This is a genomic window from Allostreptomyces psammosilenae (assembly GCF_013407765.1).
In the GTDB taxonomy this organism is placed as follows: Bacteria; Actinomycetota; Actinomycetes; order Streptomycetales; family Streptomycetaceae; genus Allostreptomyces; species Allostreptomyces psammosilenae.
The window spans coordinates 990,527-1,006,685 of the sequence record NZ_JACBZD010000002.1; the positions used below are offsets into that span (position 1 = coordinate 990,527).

The window sequence follows — 16,159 nt, forward strand, 5'->3', positions numbered from 1 at the left end:
TCCGGGGCCGGGGAACGACCGTGGGGGTGCCGCCGGAGGAGGAGTCCCCTCCGGCGGCACCCCCACGGGCCGCCGCGGTGCCAGGCGGCCACCGGGCGGCGAGGCGTCAGCGGTACGGCGTCAGCAGTACTGCGCCTCCTTGCCGATGGCCCGGTACATGCAGTCCGCGTTCTCCAGCAGCAGCAGGACCGCCTCCCGGTTGCGGCTGGTCTGCGCCGCGATCACCTCGTCCGGCGGGTAGAAGCCGTACGAGCTGTTGGGGCCGGGGTACAGCTCAAAGGTGTAGGCGAAGATCCGCTGGTTGCCCCACAGCCAGTCGTCGATGGTGCCGTCGGTGATGTACAGGTCACTGGACTGCTGCGGGGTGTAGCCGTTGGTGGCGGCCATCGCCGTGCCGACGGCGGCGAAGGTGTCCCGCTGGTCCTGGGTCATGCCGGTGGTGGTGTCCGAGTAGGTGTGCCCGAACGGCCACAGCACCAGCTCGCTGTAGGTGTGGAAGTCGATCGACGCCCGGATCTGCTGCACGTTGTTGATCCGGCGGCTGCGCACGAAGTCGGCCACGACCTTCACCTCGGGCGCCGACTCGGCCGCCGACCCGCGGTAGGTGATGCTGGACGGCGAGCCGGAGGAGCCGCCGCAGCAGCCCCAGTTGTAGGCCCAGTTGCGGTTCAGGTCGGTGCCGATGTACGAGGACCCGGTGTTGGGCTGGCGGTTCTTCCGCCAACTGCGGTAGCTGCCGGTGGCTATGTCGTACTCGCCGCCGTCCGGGTTGACGTTCGGGATGATCCAGATCTCCCGGTTGTTCACCATGTTGGTGATCCGGCTGTCCGTGCCGTAGTCGTCGGTGAGCTCGTTCACCAGGTACAGCGCCATCTCCACCGTGAGGTGCTCGCGCGCGTGCTGCTGGGCGGTGAACATGACCTCGGGCTCGGACTCGTCGGTGGCCACGTTGTCGCTGATCTTGATCGCGACGATGTTGCGGCCCTCGTAGGAGCGTCCGATGACCCGCTGGCTGATGATCCCCGGGTGCGCGGCGACGGCGGCGTTCAGCTCCGCCGTCATCTCCGCGTAGTTGTGGTAGCGGGAGTCCGCCGCCGGGAAGTCCAGGACCCCGATGTCGTCGGAGGCCGCGCGGTTCGGGATCGACATCACGGTGAGGGTGTGCCCCAGCCGGCGCAGCCGGTCGGCCTGCGCGGCCGTCGCCGTGACCACCACCGAGCCGTCGTCGCGCACCGCGTCGATCGACACGCCGGTGGCGGCGACGACCGATCGGGCGGCGGCCGTCTCGGCGCCGGAGACCACGTAGCTGCTCACCCGTTCGTCGACGAGGGCGGCCGGTGCGCCGGCGCCGGATCCGGCTGGGGCGGCGGCGGCCGGGGAGGCGCTCGCCTGGCTGAGGGCGAGCGGGGCGGTGAGGGCGAGGGCGAGCGCGGCGGCGGTGGCCGCCACCCGTCCTCGTCGCACGGGCAGTCGCATGACTGTCCTCCTGGAGGGGGTCCGGTGGGACGCGGGAGGTGACGCACGAGCGTTCTTGATCGTCAGTCATGCGCATGTCCGCGTCAATCGCGCCTCCGGAATTCGGCTCGATCCGATCGCCGCCCGTTAATCAGTCATTTCTTGCTCTATTCATATCTATTGCTGGTAGGGAAGGAACGCGCCGAACCCCCGGTTAGGGTCTGTGTCGGAACAACCCCAGACAACACGACCGGCTGGAGCGGACCGCATGGCGTCAACGGAGGCGAAGGCAGCAGCAGACCAGGCCCCGCCGCACCCACAGGGCTGGCTGCGCCGCCTCGTACGGGACTGCCTGCGCCACCGCCGCAGCGTCCTGATCGCCTTCGGCGCCAGCGTCGCCGGCATGGGCGTGGCCGCCCTCACCCCCCTGATCACCAAGGCCCTCATCGACGACGTCACCGCGGGCCGCGGCGACACCGCACCGCTGTGGACCGGCCTGCTCGCCGTCGCCGCCCTGCTCGTCTTCGCCGCCACCCACCTGCGCCGCTACCACGCCGGCCGGCTCGCCGTGGACGTCCAGCACGACCTGCGCACCCGCCTGTTCGACTCCCTCACCCGCCTCGACGGCGCCCGGCAGGCCGGCCTGGAGACCGGACAGGTCGTCGGCCGCGCCACCTCCGACCTGCAACTCGTCCAGGGACTGCTGTCCATGGTGCCGCTGCTCAGCGGCAACCTGCTCACCTTCGCCGTCTCCCTGGTCGTCATGCTGGTGCTCTCACCGCCGCTGACCCTGGTCGCCCTCGCCGTCGTCCCCGCCCTGGTGCTGCTCGCCAACCGCAGCCGGCGCGTCCTCTTCCCCGCCACCTGGGACGCCCAGTCCCGCGCCGCCGCCGTCGCCGGCGTCGTCGACGGGGCCGTCGGCGGCGTCCGCGTGGTCAAGGGCTTCGGACAGGAACGCCAGGAGATCGCCCGACTGGAACACGCCAGCCGGCGCCTGTTCGCCGCCCGCGTCCGCGCCGTGCGGATGAACAGCCGCTACACCCCGCTGATGCAGCTCGTCCCGCTGCTCGGACAGGTCGGGATGCTCGCCCTCGGCGGCGCGCTCGCCCTGCGCGGCGACATCAGCCTCGGCACCTTCGTGGCCTTCTCCTCCTACCTCGCCCAGCTCACCGGCCCCGTCCGCATGCTCGCCAACATGCTTACCATGGGCCAGCAGTCCCGCGCCGGAGTCGAACGCGTCTACCAGCTCATCGACCTGCGCCCGGTGGTCACCGAGAAGCCCGACGCCGTCCCCCTCCCCGCCGACGGCGGCCCCGGCCCCTGGGCCGTCGAGTTCGACGACGTCACCTTCAGCTACCCCGGCGCCACCACCCCCGCCCTGGACCACTTCACCCTCCGGGTGCGCCGAGGCGAGTCCGTCGCCCTCGTCGGCGCCTCCGGCTCCGGCAAGTCCACGGCCTCCCTGCTGCTGCCCCGCTTCCACGACGTCACCTCCGGCACCCTGCGGGTCCACGGCCACGACGTCCGTGACGTGCGCCTGGACTCGCTGCGCGCCCTGATCGGCCTGGTGCCCGAGGACAGCTTCCTGTTCTCCACCACCGTCCGGGACAACATCGCCTTCGGCCGCCCCGACGCCTCCGACGCCGAGGTCGAGGCCGCCGCCCGTGCCGCCCGCGCCGACGGCTTCATACGCGACCTCCCCGACGGCTACGCCACCGTCGTCGGCGAGCAGGGCCTGACCCTCTCCGGCGGCCAGCGCCAGCGCGTCGCCCTCGCCCGGGCCATCCTCGGCGACCCCGAGCTGATGGTCCTCGACGACGCCACCTCCGCCGTCGACGCCCAGGTCGAGGCCCAGATCCACGACGCGCTCCGCCAGGTGATGCGGGGGCGCACCACCCTGCTCATCGCCCACCGCCGCTCCACGCTGCAACTCGCCGACCGCATCGCCGTGCTGGAGGCCGGCCGGCTGCTGGACGTCGGCACCCACGACGAACTCCTCGCCCGCTGCCCCGCCTACCGGCTGCTGATCAGCGACGACGACCTCACCCGGGCCGAACGCGCCGCCGAGGCCGCCCGCGAGGCCGCCTCCGCCCGGGAGGGCGCGGCGGCCCACACCGTCACCGCCGACGCCTGGCAGCGCCCGGCGGCACCCGCCACACCCCCTGGCAGCGCCCCGGGCGCCAAGGCCGGCGCAACGGGCGGCGCAGCTGCCGGCGCCAAGGCCGGCCCCACGGGCGGCGGCATGGGCGGCGGCATGGGGCCGCGCGGCGGGATGTCCGCCATGGCCCCGAGCCCCGACCTGCTCGCCCGGGTCGCCGCACTGCCCCCCGCCGACGACACCCCCGGCGTCGACGACGAGGCCGCCCGCGCCCCCGACCCACGCTTCAGCCTGGCCCGGCTGCTCTCCGGATTCCGTCCCGCCCTCCTCCTCGGCCTCACCCTCGTCGCCTTCGACGCGGTCGCCGGCCTGGCCATCCCGGTCCTCATCCGGCACGGCATCGACGAGGGCGTCCTCGGCCGGGACGGCGCCGCCGTCACCGCTGCGGCCCTCGCCGCCCTCGCCGTCGCCGCCGTCACCTGGGGCGCCCAGATCGCCCAGCTCCGGGTCACCGGCCGCACCGGCGAACGCGTCCTCTACCTGCTCCGGGTCAAGATCTTCAGCCACCTGCAACGCCTCGGGCTCGACTACTACGAGCGCGAACGCGCCGGCCGGATCATGACCCGGATGACCACCGACGTCGACGCCCTCAGCACCTTCCTGCAGACCGGCGTCATCACCGCCGTGGTCTCCCTGTTCACCTTCGCCGGCATCCTCACCGCCCTGCTGCTCATCGACGCCGGCCTCGCCCTCGTCGTCCTCGCCGCCCTCCCCCTGGCGCTCGCCGCCACCGCCCTGTTCCGCTCCCGCGCCTCCCGGCTCTACCAGCAGGCCCGCACCCGGATCAGCGCGGTCAACGCCGACCTCCAGGAGAGCGTCGCCGGCATGCGGGTCGTCCAGGCGTACCGCCGCGAGGAGCGCAACCGGCGCGCCTTCGCCGCCGGCAGCGACGAGTACCGGCGGCTGCGCGTCCGCGCCCAGCTGTGCATCTCGCTGTACTTCCCGTTCATCGCCCTGCTGTCCGAGCTCTCCGCCGCCGCGGTGCTCGCCGTCGGGGCCCGCCGGGTGCTGGACGGCACCCTCACCCCCGGCGAACTCGTCGCCTACCTGCTGTACATCCAGCTCTTCTTCGGCCCGGTGCAGCAGCTCTCCCAGGTCTTCGACGGCTACCAGCAGGCCGCCGTGGGGCTGCGCCGGATCCGCGAGCTGCTGCGCACCCCCACCAGCGTGCTGCCCGCCAAGGACCCGCTGCCGGTGACGCGGCTGCGCGGGGAGATCCGGTTCGAGGACGTCCACTTCTCCTACACCCCCGGCACCGCCGACGACGACCCCGGCGACACCCCCGGCACGCCCGGCGGCAGCGGCGCACCCGGCGGGCGCGGCGGCACGCCGGCCGGCCCGGGCGCGGGGGCCCCGGCGCCGGTGCGCGCCACCGACGGGGTGACCCTGCGCATCCCGGCCGGCCAGCGGGTCGCCTTCGTCGGTGAGACCGGCGCCGGCAAGTCCACCCTGGTCAAGCTGGTCGCCCGGTTCTACGACCCCACCCGTGGGCGGGTGCTCGTCGACGGCCACGACCTGCGCGAACTCGACCTGGCCGGCTACCGGCAGCGGCTGGGCCTCGTCCCCCAGGAGACCTACCTGTTCGCCGGCACCGTCCGGGACGCCATCGCCTACGGGCGCCCCGACGCCTCGGACGCCGACGTGGAGGCCGCCGCCCGCGCCGTCGGCGCCCACGAGATGATCGCCGCGCTGCCCGGCGGCTACCACCACCCGGTCGCCGAGCGCGGCCGCAACCTCTCCGCCGGCCAGCGGCAGCTCCTCGCCCTGGCCCGCGCGGAGCTGGTGCGCCCCGACATCCTGCTGCTCGACGAGGCCACCGCGGCGCTCGACCTGACCACCGAGGCGGCCGTCGGCGCCGCCACCGACCTGCTGGCCCGGCACCGCACCACCCTGCTGGTCGCCCACCGGCTGACCACGGCCGCCCGTGCCGACCGGATCGTGGTGCTGGACCGCGGCCGGGTGGTCGAGGACGGCACCCACGACGCGCTGGTCGCCGCGGGCGGGCACTACGCCCGGCTGTGGCGGGCCTTCACCTGGGGCGAGCAGGGGGGCGTGCAGGGCGGTGGGACGCCGGCGCCGGACGCCGCCCCCGGGACCGGTCCGGCCCCGGGAACCGCCGCGGACGGCCGGGCCACCGGGGTGGGGCGTCGGTGAGGACCGGTAGCGTCGGTGGCGACGTGCTCGCCACCCCCTGGGTCGGGGGCCGCTTCGTCCAGGGGGTTCGATGACCGCTTCGCCCGCCGCGCGCCCCTCCGCCGGTTCCGCCTCCCGTTCCGGCGGGCCGCCGTCGCCGCGCCGCGCCGCCGAGCAGGCGGCCGCGCGGTTCGCCGTCGTCGAGGGCGTGCTGGAGCGCATCACCTACGCCAACGAGGAGACCGGCTACACCGTCGCCCGGGTCGACACCGGCCGGGGCGCCGGCGAGCTGCTCACCGTGGTGGGGGCGCTGCTCGGCGCGCAGCCCGGCGAGTCGCTGCGGCTGCACGGCCGGTGGACCTCGCACCCGCAGTACGGCCGGCAGTTCACCGTGGAGAACTACACCACCGTGCTGCCCGCCACCGTGCAGGGCATCCGCCGCTACCTGGGCTCCGGGCTGATCAAGGGGATCGGTCCGCGGCTGGCCGACCGCATCGTGGAGCACTTCGGCACCGACACCCTCACCGTCATCGAGGAGCAGCCGGAACGGCTGATCGAGGTGCCCAAGCTCGGCCCCAAGCGGACCAGGATGATCGCCGCGGCCTGGGAGGAGCAGAAGGCCATCAAGGAGGTCATGGTCTTCCTCCAGGGCGTCGGGGTGTCCACCTCCCTCGCGGTGCGGATCTACAAGACCTACGGCGACGCCTCCATCTCCGTGGTCCGCGAGGAGCCCTACCGGCTGGCCGCCGACGTCTGGGGCATCGGCTTCCTCACCGCCGACCGGATCGCGCAGGCCGTCGGCATCCCGCACGACTCCCCGGCCCGGGTCAAGGCCGGGCTGCGGCACGCGCTGTCCGAGAGCGCCGACAACGGCCACTGCTACCTGCCGGAGGAGGCGCTGATCGCGGCGGCGGTCAAGCTGCTCCAGCTGGACACCGGCCTGGTGGTGGAGTGCCTCGCGGAGCTGGTCGCCGAGGAGGGCGTGGTCCGCGAGGAGCTCCCCGGGCCCGACGGCCCGCCCGTCCGCGCGCTCTACCTGGTGCCGTTCCACCGTGCGGAGATCTCCCTGGCCAACCAGCTGCTGCGGCTGCTGCACGCCCCCGAGGACCGGCTCGGCGCCTTCGCCGACGTGGACTGGGCGCGGGCGCTGGAGTGGCTGGCGGCGCGCACCGGCGCCGAGCTCGCGCCCGAGCAGGAGCGGGCGGTGCGCACGGCCCTGACCGAGAAGGTCTCGGTGATGACCGGCGGCCCGGGCTGCGGCAAGTCGTTCACCGTGCGCTCGGTGGTGGAGCTGGCGCTGGCCAAGCGGGCCACGGTGGTGCTGGCCGCGCCCACCGGCCGGGCCGCCAAGCGGCTGGCCGAGCTGACCGGGCACGAGGCGTCGACCGTGCACCGGCTGCTGGAGCTCAAGCCCGGCGGGGACGCCGCCTACGACCGGGACAACCCGCTCCAGGCCGACCTGGTGGTGGTGGACGAGGCCTCGATGCTCGACCTGCTGCTGGCGAACAAGCTGGTCAAGGCGGTTCCGCCGGGCGCCCACCTGCTGCTGGTGGGCGACGTCGACCAGCTGCCCAGCGTGGGCGCCGGGCAGGTGCTGCGCGACCTGCTGGCCGAGGACGGCCCGGTGCCGCGGGTGCGGCTGAACCGGATCTTCCGGCAGGCGCAGCAGTCGGGTGTGGTCACCAACGCCCACCGGATCAACTCCGGCGTCCCGCCGATCACCACCGGGCTGCCGGACTTCTTCCTGTTCGCCGAGGAGGACTCCGAGGAGGCGGCCCGGCTGACCGTGGACGTGGTGGCGCGCCGGATCCCGCGCCGGTTCGGCCTGGATCCGCGCCGGGACGTGCAGGTCCTCGCGCCGATGCACCGCGGCCCGGCCGGCGCCGGCGCGCTCAACGCGGCCCTCCAGGAGGCGGTCACCCCGCCCGGCCCGAACGTCCCGGAGCGGCGGTTCGGCGGCCGGGTGTTCCGGGTGGGCGACAAGGTCACCCAGATCCGCAACAACTACGACAAGGGCGCGAACGGCGTCTTCAACGGCACCGTCGGCACCGTGGTGTCGCTGAACGTGGAGGAGCAGCGGCTGACCGTCCTCACCGACGAGGACGAGGAGGTGGGTTACGACTTCGACGAGCTGGACGAGCTGACCCACGCGTACGCCGTCACCATCCACCGTTCGCAGGGGAGCGAGTACCCGGCGGTGGTGGTGCCGCTCACCACCAGTGCCTGGACGATGCTGCAGCGCAACCTGCTGTACACGGCGGTCACCCGGGCGCGGAAGCTGGTGGTGCTGGTGGGGTCGCGCAGGGCGCTGGGGCAGGCGGTCCGCAGCGCCTCGGCCGGGCGCCGGCACACCGGCCTCGCCTTCCGGCTGGCCGGTGCCGGGCGGGCGCCGCGCGATCCGGGCGGGACGTTCGGGCCGGACGGGGCGCCCTGGCCGGTCGACGCGCCGGACCCTGTATAGACGTCCCACAACTGGAGCAGCCCGGCGAGTGACGTTTCCCACATCGGGGGTAGTCGCGAGGGCGTCGGGGTGGCTCCGGTGAGGGGTGTTGTCGGGTGAAATACGCATGAAATGCGCGTGTCATATGTCCGAATGGTTCATTGCTGTCCGACTACCGCAGACAAGTTGATCGCTCCACGCACCCTTGTGAGCGGCGACGCGCATGACGGAAGGTGACCCCGCTGAGGTGACGCGGGCCGGGGTGGGGGAAGGTAGGAGGAGTCATTGAGCATGCAGCCGAACGCAGGCCGCCCGCGCCACCGGAGGGCCGGCCCCCTCCGCGACGCCTGTCTCCGGCCATGCCAGCATGGACTTATCTCGTGAGGGATGACGTTGAGCGATAACTCGGTAGTACTGCGCTACCAGGACGGTGAGTACGAGTTCCCGGTCGTCAAGAGCACCGTCGGCGACGACGGGTTCGACATCGGCAAGCTGCGTGCCCAGACCGGTCTGGTGACCATGGACAGCGGCTACGGCAACACGGCCGCGTACAAATCCGCCATCACGTATCTCGACGGCGAGAAAGGCATCCTGCGGTACCGGGGCTACCCGATCGAGCAGCTCGCGGAGCGCGGCAGCTTCCTGGAGAGCGCCTACCTGCTGATCCACGGCGAGCTGCCGACCGCCACCCAGCTCGACGACTTCCGCGAGGAGATCAGCCGCCACACCCTCCTGCACGAGGACGTCAAGCGGTTCTTCGACGGCTTCCCGCGCGACGCCCACCCGATGGCCATGCTGTCGTCGGTGGTCAGCGCGCTGTCCACGTTCTACCAGGACAGCCACAACCCGTTCGACGAGCGCCAGGTCCACCTGTCGACGATAAGGCTGCTGGCCAAGCTCCCGACGATCGCCGCCTACGCCTACAAGAAGTCCATCGGCCAGCCGCTGCTGTACCCGGACAACTCGCTCGGCTTCATCGAGAACTTCCTGATGATGACCTTCGCGGTGCCGAGCGAGCGCTTCGAGGCCGACCCGGTCGTCGTGGACGCCCTGGACAAGCTGCTCATCCTGCACGCCGACCACGAGCAGAACTGCTCCACCTCCACGGTGCGCCTGGTCGGTTCCAGCCAGGCCAACCTGTTCGCCTCCATCTCCGCCGGCATCAACGCGCTGTGGGGCCCGCTGCACGGCGGGGCCAACGCGGAGGTGCTGGAGATGCTGGAGCGGATCCGCAACGACGGCGGTGACGTCGACGCCTTCCTGAACAAGGTCAAGAACAAGGAGGACGGCGTCCGGCTGATGGGCTTCGGCCACCGGGTCTACAAGAACTTCGACCCGCGCGCCAAGATCATCAAGACCGCCGCCGACGACGTCCTCGGCAAGCTCGGCGTCAAGGACGAGCTGCTGGAGATCGCGCTGAAGCTGGAAGAGCGGGCGCTGGCCGACGACTACTTCGTCGAGCGCAAGCTCTACCCCAACGTGGACTTCTACTCCGGCCTGATCTACCGGGCCATGGGCTTCCCGACCAACGCGTTCACCGTGCTGTTCGCGATCGGCCGGCTGCCCGGCTGGATCGCGCACTGGCGCGAGATGATCGCGTCCGGCTCCCGCATTGGCCGCCCGCGCCAGGTGTACGTGGGCGAGGAGCAGCGCGACTACGTGCCGCTCGACCAGCGCTGATCGCACCCGTCGAAGGGCGCGGCGACCGCGCGTGACGGACCCGTCCGGTCCGTCGCGTGGTCGCCGCGCCCTTCGCGTTCCCTCGGACGGGCCCTCGCCGGGCGTGGCGGGGAGGGCTGCGGCGGCCGCGGAGTGGGGGGAGCGGGCCGCGACCGGGGGAATGTGACCGGAACGTCATTGGGGCGAAGGTGATCTCCGTACACCGTCAACGCGGTGAAATGTCCGGAATGTCGTCTGCGGAGCAGAGTGGATCCATCACCTTCGGTCGCGCTCTCTTCAGGTCTTGAAGTCAGCCTGGATTGATTGGTCCAGTGACTGTTCATTTCTCATCGCATCTGTGCCTATGATCCCGGGGCGAGGTGAACGCGACGGCGCACCCTGCGGTGGATCACCACCGTTTTGGGGGCTTTGTCGTGCCCATTTCGCGGATACCCCTTTCCCGCCGCCGGGTCCTGAACACCCCCGGCGCCCGAGCCGCAGTACTGGGCGAGGGGCGATCGTTCAGGACCTGGAAACATGGAGGTAACCCCGGCATGTCCACCGTGGCATCGCCCCGCCCGTCCGGAGGCGTGACCCCCACCGCCCCGGCCCGACTGGGCTTCGTGACCCGCATCGCGTCCGTGGCCGCCCTCGGCGGCTTCATGTTCGGCTACGACACCGCCGTCATCAACGGCGCCGTCACCGCCATTCGCGACCACTTCGGCGTCGGCACCGCCGCCACCGGACTGACCGTCGCCGCGGCGCTGCTCGGCTCCGCCGTGGGCGCCTGGATAGCCGGCTCGCTCGCCGACCGCCACGGCCGCACCCGGGTCATGCAGATCGCGGCGCTGCTCTTCGCCATCAGCGCCGTCGGCTCCGCCGTCCCGTTCGCCATCTGGGACCTCGGCGCCTGGCGCTTCGTCGGCGGCATCGCCATCGGCATCGCCTCCGTGATCGCCCCCACCTACATCGCCGAGGTGGCCCCCGCCGCCTACCGCGGCCGGCTCGCCTCGCTCCAGCAGCTCGCCATCGTGCTGGGCATCGCCATCTCCCAGCTCGTCGACTGGGGCATCGCCGCCGCCGCCGGCGGCGCCTCCGAGAAGCTCGGCCCGCTGTACGCCTGGCAGTGGATGCTCGCCGTGGCCGTGGTGCCCGCCGTGCTGTACGGGGCGCTCTCGCTGCGCATCCCCGAGTCCCCCCGCCACCTGGTGGCCGTCGGCCGCACCGCCGAGGCCCGGGACGTCCTCGCCCGTGTCGAGGGCGGCGACGTCGACGCCCGCATGGCCGAGCTGGAGCAGTCCCTGCGCTCCGAGCACCGCTCCTCGCTGAAGGACCTGCGCGGCCCGCGCGGCGGCCTGCTGCCGGTGGTCTGGATCGGCATCGCGCTGTCGGTGCTCCAGCAGTTCGTCGGCATCAACGTGATCTTCTACTACTCGTCGATGCTGTGGCAGTCGGTGGGCATCGAGGAGAGCAACTCGCTGCTGATCAGCTTCTCCACCTCGATCATCAACATCGTCGGCACCTTCGTCGCCATCGCGCTGGTGGACCGCATCGGCCGCAAGCCGCTGCTGCTGATCGGCTCGATCGGCATGACCGTCGCGCTCGGCCTGGCCGCCTGGTCCTTCTCCGCCGCCACCATCGTGAACGGCGACCCCAGCCTGCCGGAGCTGCAGGGCGCCGTCGCGCTGGTCGCGGCCAACGCCTTCGTCCTCTTCTTCGCCTTCTCCTGGGGCCCCGGCGTGTGGGTGCTGCTCGGCGAGATCTTCCCCAACCGGGTGCGCGCCGCCGCCCTGGCCGTGGCCGCCGCCGCCCAGTGGATCGCCAACTGGGTGATCACCACCGCCTTCCCGTCCATGGCGGACTGGAGCCTGAGCGGCTCCTATCTGGTGTTCACCCTGTTCGCCGGCCTGTCGATCATCTTCGTCGCCCGGTTCGTCACCGAGACCAAGGGACGCACCCTGGAGTCGATGGAGGGCTGAGCAGCCCACCCGCCGACCCGGATGTGACGAAGGGGCCCCTACCTCCCGCGGGAGGCAGGGGCCCCTTCGTCACACCGTTCTCCGTGGCGTTCCGGCCCGGCCCGGCCTGGGCCGGAACGCCACGGGGGACGTCAGGCGCCCGAGGTCCGCTGCTCCGCGGAGGCGTGCGACGCCCGCACCGGCGACTGCGTGGCGCAGCCGCCCCCGCCCAGCCGCGTGGTCCGGCCGGTGCGCGCGTCCTGGTACGGCGCCAGCTCCGGCTGCTTGGGACGCACCAGGTCACCGGAGGACACCCCGCGCAGCCGGCGGCCCACCCACGGCAGCAGGTGCTCCCGGGTCCAGTGCACGTTCTCCCGCAGCGCCGCCACCCGGGGCACCGGCGGCAGCAGCGGCCACGGCTCCCGCGGGTCCCCGTCCACCGGGATGCCGATCGCCTGCGCGGCCAGCAGCGCCACCCGGCGGTGGCCCTCGGAGGACAGGTGCAGCCGGTCCGCGCTCCAGGCCCGCCGGTCCGAGAGCGTGCGCAGCGCCCACAGGTCCACCACCGGGCAGTCGTACCGGTCCGCGATGGCCCGGACGTGACCGTTGTAGGTGGCGACCTTGCCGCGCAGCCGGCGCAGTACCGGCGTCTCGCGGGTGTCGAAGCCGGTGAAGACCAGCACGGTGCTCCCCGCCTCGGTCATCCGCCGCACGGCGTCCGCGTACCGGGCGGCGACCTCGTCGGGGTCGCTGCCGGGGCGGATGATGTCGTTGCCGCCGGCCGAGAAGGAGACCAGGTCGGGGGCGAACGCGAGCGCCTGCGGCACCTGCTCGGAGACGATCCGGTCGAGCAGCCGGCCGCGCACGGCGAGGTTGGCGTACCGGAGTTCGGGGTGTGCCGATGCGATCATCCCGGCGAGCCGGTCGGCCCAGCCGTACCAGCCCCCGGCGGGGCCGGGATCGTTGAGACCCTCGGTGAAGCTGTCCCCCAGGGCCATGAACGTGCGTATACCGCGATTCTTCAGATGATTGGCTGACACCACCGCATCATGCATCTCAGGGTGCCGGCTACGCGACCGTAAGTATTCACGTTTGCGGCATTCATCCGTAAAAGTCCTGGGATGGCGATGCGCATCACACCGGCGTTCCGGCGGTTTCGACGCGCTCCGTAGTGGCCCGGGGGGACGTCCGGCTGGCGCCGGAGAGCGCGGCGGCGGCTAGCGGGGGAGAGCGCGGTGGGGAGGAGAACGGTCATGCGTTCGCTCGATCGGGGGAAGCCGACCCGGTTCCCGCCCCTGGAGCGCCGCGGGTGGGTTGCATGGTGGGCGAGTCCCTGCCGTACGGCGTGTGCCGTAGCCGTGCGCGCACGTCGAAGGAGTGCAGATGCCCGTCACCGCGGACCCCCGTGACCTCCGCGACACCCGTGACGTCCGGGCCGGCGGGCGTGCCAGGCACGCGGCGTCGGCCGTCGACTGGAACGCGCGGCCGGCCTCCTCCTGGCAGGGGCCGGTGCTGCCCGAGGAGCCGGAGCGGCCGGGCGGCGGAACGTTTCGGCGCGACCGGTCGGCCGTCGTGCCGCCGCCCCGCAGGCCGCCGGGCGGGTCGCCGGGTGGGTCGGCCGGAGAGGCCACCGGCGCGTCGGCGGAGGCGGCGACGCGGGCCGGGCGGACCGGGCCGGTCGGGCATCCCGGGCCGGCCGGGGAGCCGGTGGGCGCGGGCGCGCCCGGCGTCGCGGTGCGCTGGCTGGGCGAGAAGCTCGACGTGGCGCCGCCCGCCGGGGCGGCCGGCCCGACCACCACCGAACCGGCGCCGCTCCCGCCGTTCCCGCCGGCCGGCCGAGGGCCGCGGGAGGGGCGGTGGCCGGCGGCGGGCCCGGCGGCCGGCCCGGTCGCCGGCGAGCCCTCGGCGCTGGCCGAGCGCATCCACCGGGTGGTGGCCGAGGTCCGCGCGGCCGAGGAGGCGGAGTCGCCGACCCGCCCGGCGCCCGGCTTCCACTACGTGGACTACGAGGACCTCGACGGCACCCTGGTCCTGCCGGTGATCCGCCCGGTCCCACGCCACCCGCACCCCCCGCACGGCCGCCCCCAGGACCACGTGGGCCGCGCCGGACGCACCGAGCAGCCGGGCCGCCACCAGCAGGCAGGACGGCCACAGCATGCGGGCCGGCCCCAGCCGCCGGACCGGCCCGAGCACGCGGGGCGATTCGGGCATCCGGGGCACGTCGAGCAACCGGGTGGTTCCGGGCACGTCCGGCCCACCGGGCGCCCGGACGTCGCCCCGGGGCGTCCGGCCGGCCCCGTGCCATCGGGGAGCGGGGGCGCTTCGGCGTTCCCGGCGTTCCCGGCTTTCCCGGGGGCTCCGGTGGCCGGCGCCCGAGGCGCCCGGCCTGCGCCGCGCACCCCCTGTCCGGGCACCCCCCGCCGGCCGGAGCCCACCGCGTCGCGCACACCCCCCATCGCGTCGGTGCCGCCGCTGTTCGCCCCGCCCACCCCGCCCGTGCCGCCCGCCGTCCCCGCTGAGTCGGCCGAGCACCCGCCGCCGCCCGCCGCCGACCGGCCGCACGGCCCGCGGCACGCTCGTCGGGACGGCGCGCCCCGGGGGACGGCCAGGGGCGCCAGGGGACGCGGCCGGCACGCCAAGCCCCGGCTGCCGCTGCTCGGGCGTGTCCTGCTGCGCGCGGCCTCCGGCGGCTGACCCTCGGCGCCGCGGAACGCCCCGCGCCTCAGCCGGCGCGGGGCGCGGCGTCCGCCGGGTCCGCCGGGCGCGCCGCGTCACCGGCGCCGAGCAACTCCACCAGCCCGTCGGTCAGACCGCCGCGCCAGCAGGCGTAGTCGTGGCCCCCGTTGTACTCGGTGAGGGTGACTCGACGGCCCGCCGCCTCCAGCACCCGGCGCAGCCGGCGGTTCGGCGGCAGCAGCTGCCACTCCAGCCGGCCGACCCGCAGGTGGAAGCGCACCCGGCCGGCCGCCCCGCCGGCCCCGGACGCCTCGGCGAAGCGCTCCGTCAACCACTCGCCCGAACCCGCGTCCGGCTCCGCCTCCCGCCGGCCGGCCTCGCGCTCGCCGGTCTCCCACGGGCCCGTCTCCCGCTGGCCCGTCCCGCGCGGACCGGCCTGCGGAGCCGGGGGACGGAACCACAGCGAGGCGGACTGCGCCAGCACGTTGCCGAACCGCTCCGGCGCGCGCAACGCCGCGAAGAGCGCCGCCAGCCCGCCGAAGCTCTCCCCGGCGACCACCGTGGCCGCCGGATCCGAGGTCGCCCCGAGGTGCCGCTCGGCCCAGGGCAGCAGCTCCCGGTGGAGGAAGTCGGTGAAGGACGCGTCGCACCCGTAGTCCCGCGCACGGGTCCCGACGTCCACCGAGTCCGGCAGCAGCGCGAGCAGTGGCGGCAGCCGCCGCTCGGCGACCAGGTTGTCCAGCAGCGTGGCCACGGACAGCCGAGGCCCCCACATCTCACCGTCCAGCAGGACCAGCACCGGCAGCCGCGCACCCGCCGCCACCGCCCCGGCCGGCGGCGTGTACGCCCACACCCGGCGCCGCTCGCCCAGGGCGTCGCTGTCCACCGCGTGCTCGGTGAGCAGCCCGGCCGGCACACCCGGGCGCCGTCGCCACTCGCCCAGCGCGGGGGCCGCCGGCAGCTCCGCCACGCTCACCCCCGGCCCGCCCCACCGGGAGGGCAGCCGCCGCGGGTTGAGCGGATCCGGGACCGCGTGCCGCAGCAGCGCGCGGGCGCGCCGTGGATCCAGGCCGGCCGGTGGCTCGGGCAGCGGCGTGCGGTGGTCGTCCACCAGCAGGTGGTACGAGCCCCGCCAGTCGCCGTCCAGCAGGAAGCTCCGGAACCACACGTCCGTCCCGGCCAGCCGGCGCATGGCGGCGTTCTCCACCAGACGCGGATCCGACAGCCGGTTGACCAGCACCGCCACCCCGCGGGTCCGGGTCTCGGCGGCCCCCGTCCGGGCGTCGGCCGCCGCCGGGTCGCGGTCCCGCCACAGGAACGTCACCGCATAGCGGCCCACCCCCCGGCCCTCGCCGGGCGCGGCCACAGGCTCGACCAGTGGCCCGCCGCCGGCCGCCGCCTCCGACCAGAACCGCGCCAGGGCCCCGCCGTCGCCGGCCGCCACCTCGGCCGCCAGCCGCTCCAGGCGCGGGCTCGTCGCCGAGGCCACCGGCTCCGGGCGCGGCACGTGCGGCGCCGCCGACCTGCCGTCGGACCCCACCACCGCCATCACGCTCCACCCGCCGATCCCTGCGACGCCCGGTCAGCACCCGAGGCTGCGAGGTAAGGCTACCCTTCTTCGCCTGCCGGCCGATCGGCGACCGCCGGCGCCGCTCCCGGCGACTCCGGGGGGCTCCCGCC

General features: G+C 74.1%; 8 protein-coding genes. 5 read left to right on the top strand and 3 right to left on the bottom strand.

Annotated features, from left to right (window positions below; translation table 11 throughout):
- Window positions 1-120 precede the first annotated feature (120 nt).
- Window positions 121-1,476 (bottom strand): M14 family metallopeptidase, encoded by a 1,356-nt coding sequence (locus FHU37_RS26500; RefSeq protein ID WP_179817154.1) that lies wholly within the window; start codon window positions 1,474-1,476, stop codon window positions 121-123.
- 247 nt (window positions 1,477-1,723) lie between these two features.
- Here FHU37_RS26500 and FHU37_RS26505 point away from each other — a divergent pair, with 247 nt between their 5' ends.
- The 4 genes from FHU37_RS26505 (at window position 1,724) to FHU37_RS26520 (ending at window position 11,824) form a co-directional block, all read left to right on the top strand.
- Window positions 1,724-5,767: an ABC transporter ATP-binding protein gene (locus FHU37_RS26505; protein WP_179817155.1), complete on the top strand. Its 4,044-nt coding sequence runs from the start codon at window positions 1,724-1,726 to the stop codon at window positions 5,765-5,767.
- A 70-nt stretch (window positions 5,768-5,837) separates the two neighbouring features.
- Complete coding sequence (gene recD2, locus FHU37_RS26510; protein WP_179817156.1) at window positions 5,838-8,207, top strand: SF1B family DNA helicase RecD2; 2,370 nt, start codon at window positions 5,838-5,840, stop codon at window positions 8,205-8,207.
- A 372-nt stretch (window positions 8,208-8,579) separates the two neighbouring features.
- Window positions 8,580-9,866 (top strand): citrate synthase, encoded by a 1,287-nt coding sequence (locus FHU37_RS26515; RefSeq protein WP_179817416.1) that lies wholly within the window; start codon window positions 8,580-8,582, stop codon window positions 9,864-9,866.
- 533 nt (window positions 9,867-10,399) lie between these two features.
- A complete protein-coding gene (locus FHU37_RS26520; RefSeq protein ID WP_179817157.1) occupies window positions 10,400-11,824 on the top strand; it encodes a sugar porter family MFS transporter in 1,425 nt (474 codons plus the stop codon).
- A 131-nt stretch (window positions 11,825-11,955) separates the two neighbouring features.
- Here FHU37_RS26520 and FHU37_RS26525 read toward each other — a convergent pair whose 3' ends face one another.
- Window positions 11,956-12,801 carry an SGNH/GDSL hydrolase family protein gene (locus tag FHU37_RS26525; protein WP_179817158.1) on the bottom strand — a complete coding sequence of 282 codons (846 nt, stop codon included), beginning with the start codon at window positions 12,799-12,801 and terminating at the stop codon, window positions 11,956-11,958.
- Between the two features lie 385 nt (window positions 12,802-13,186).
- Between FHU37_RS26525 and FHU37_RS26530 the strand changes: the two genes are divergently transcribed.
- On the top strand, window positions 13,187-14,497 hold the full coding sequence (locus tag FHU37_RS26530; protein WP_179817159.1) for a hypothetical protein: 1,311 nt from the start codon (window positions 13,187-13,189) through the stop codon (window positions 14,495-14,497).
- 28 nt (window positions 14,498-14,525) lie between these two features.
- On the opposite strand, the gene fes is transcribed toward FHU37_RS26530, so the two are convergent.
- A complete protein-coding gene (gene fes / locus FHU37_RS26535) occupies window positions 14,526-16,022 on the bottom strand; it encodes an enterochelin esterase (protein WP_312892877.1) in 1,497 nt (498 codons plus the stop codon).
- Window positions 16,023-16,159: the final 137 nt, after the last annotated feature.

Excerpts from the sequence above, each read along its gene's own strand:
- FHU37_RS26500 (WP_179817154.1), bottom strand. The coding sequence starts at position 1,476 with ATGCGACTGCCCGTGCGACGAGGACGGGTGGCGGCCACCGCCGCCGCG.
- FHU37_RS26505 (WP_179817155.1), top strand. The coding sequence starts at position 1,724 with ATGGCGTCAACGGAGGCGAAGGCAGCAGCAGACCAGGCCCCGCCGCAC.
- recD2 (WP_179817156.1), top strand. The coding sequence starts at position 5,838 with ATGACCGCTTCGCCCGCCGCGCGCCCCTCCGCCGGTTCCGCCTCCCGT.
- FHU37_RS26520 (WP_179817157.1), top strand. The coding sequence starts at position 10,400 with ATGTCCACCGTGGCATCGCCCCGCCCGTCCGGAGGCGTGACCCCCACC.
- FHU37_RS26525 (WP_179817158.1), bottom strand. The coding sequence starts at position 12,801 with ATGGCCCTGGGGGACAGCTTCACCGAGGGTCTCAACGATCCCGGCCCC.
- FHU37_RS26530 (WP_179817159.1), top strand. The coding sequence starts at position 13,187 with ATGCCCGTCACCGCGGACCCCCGTGACCTCCGCGACACCCGTGACGTC.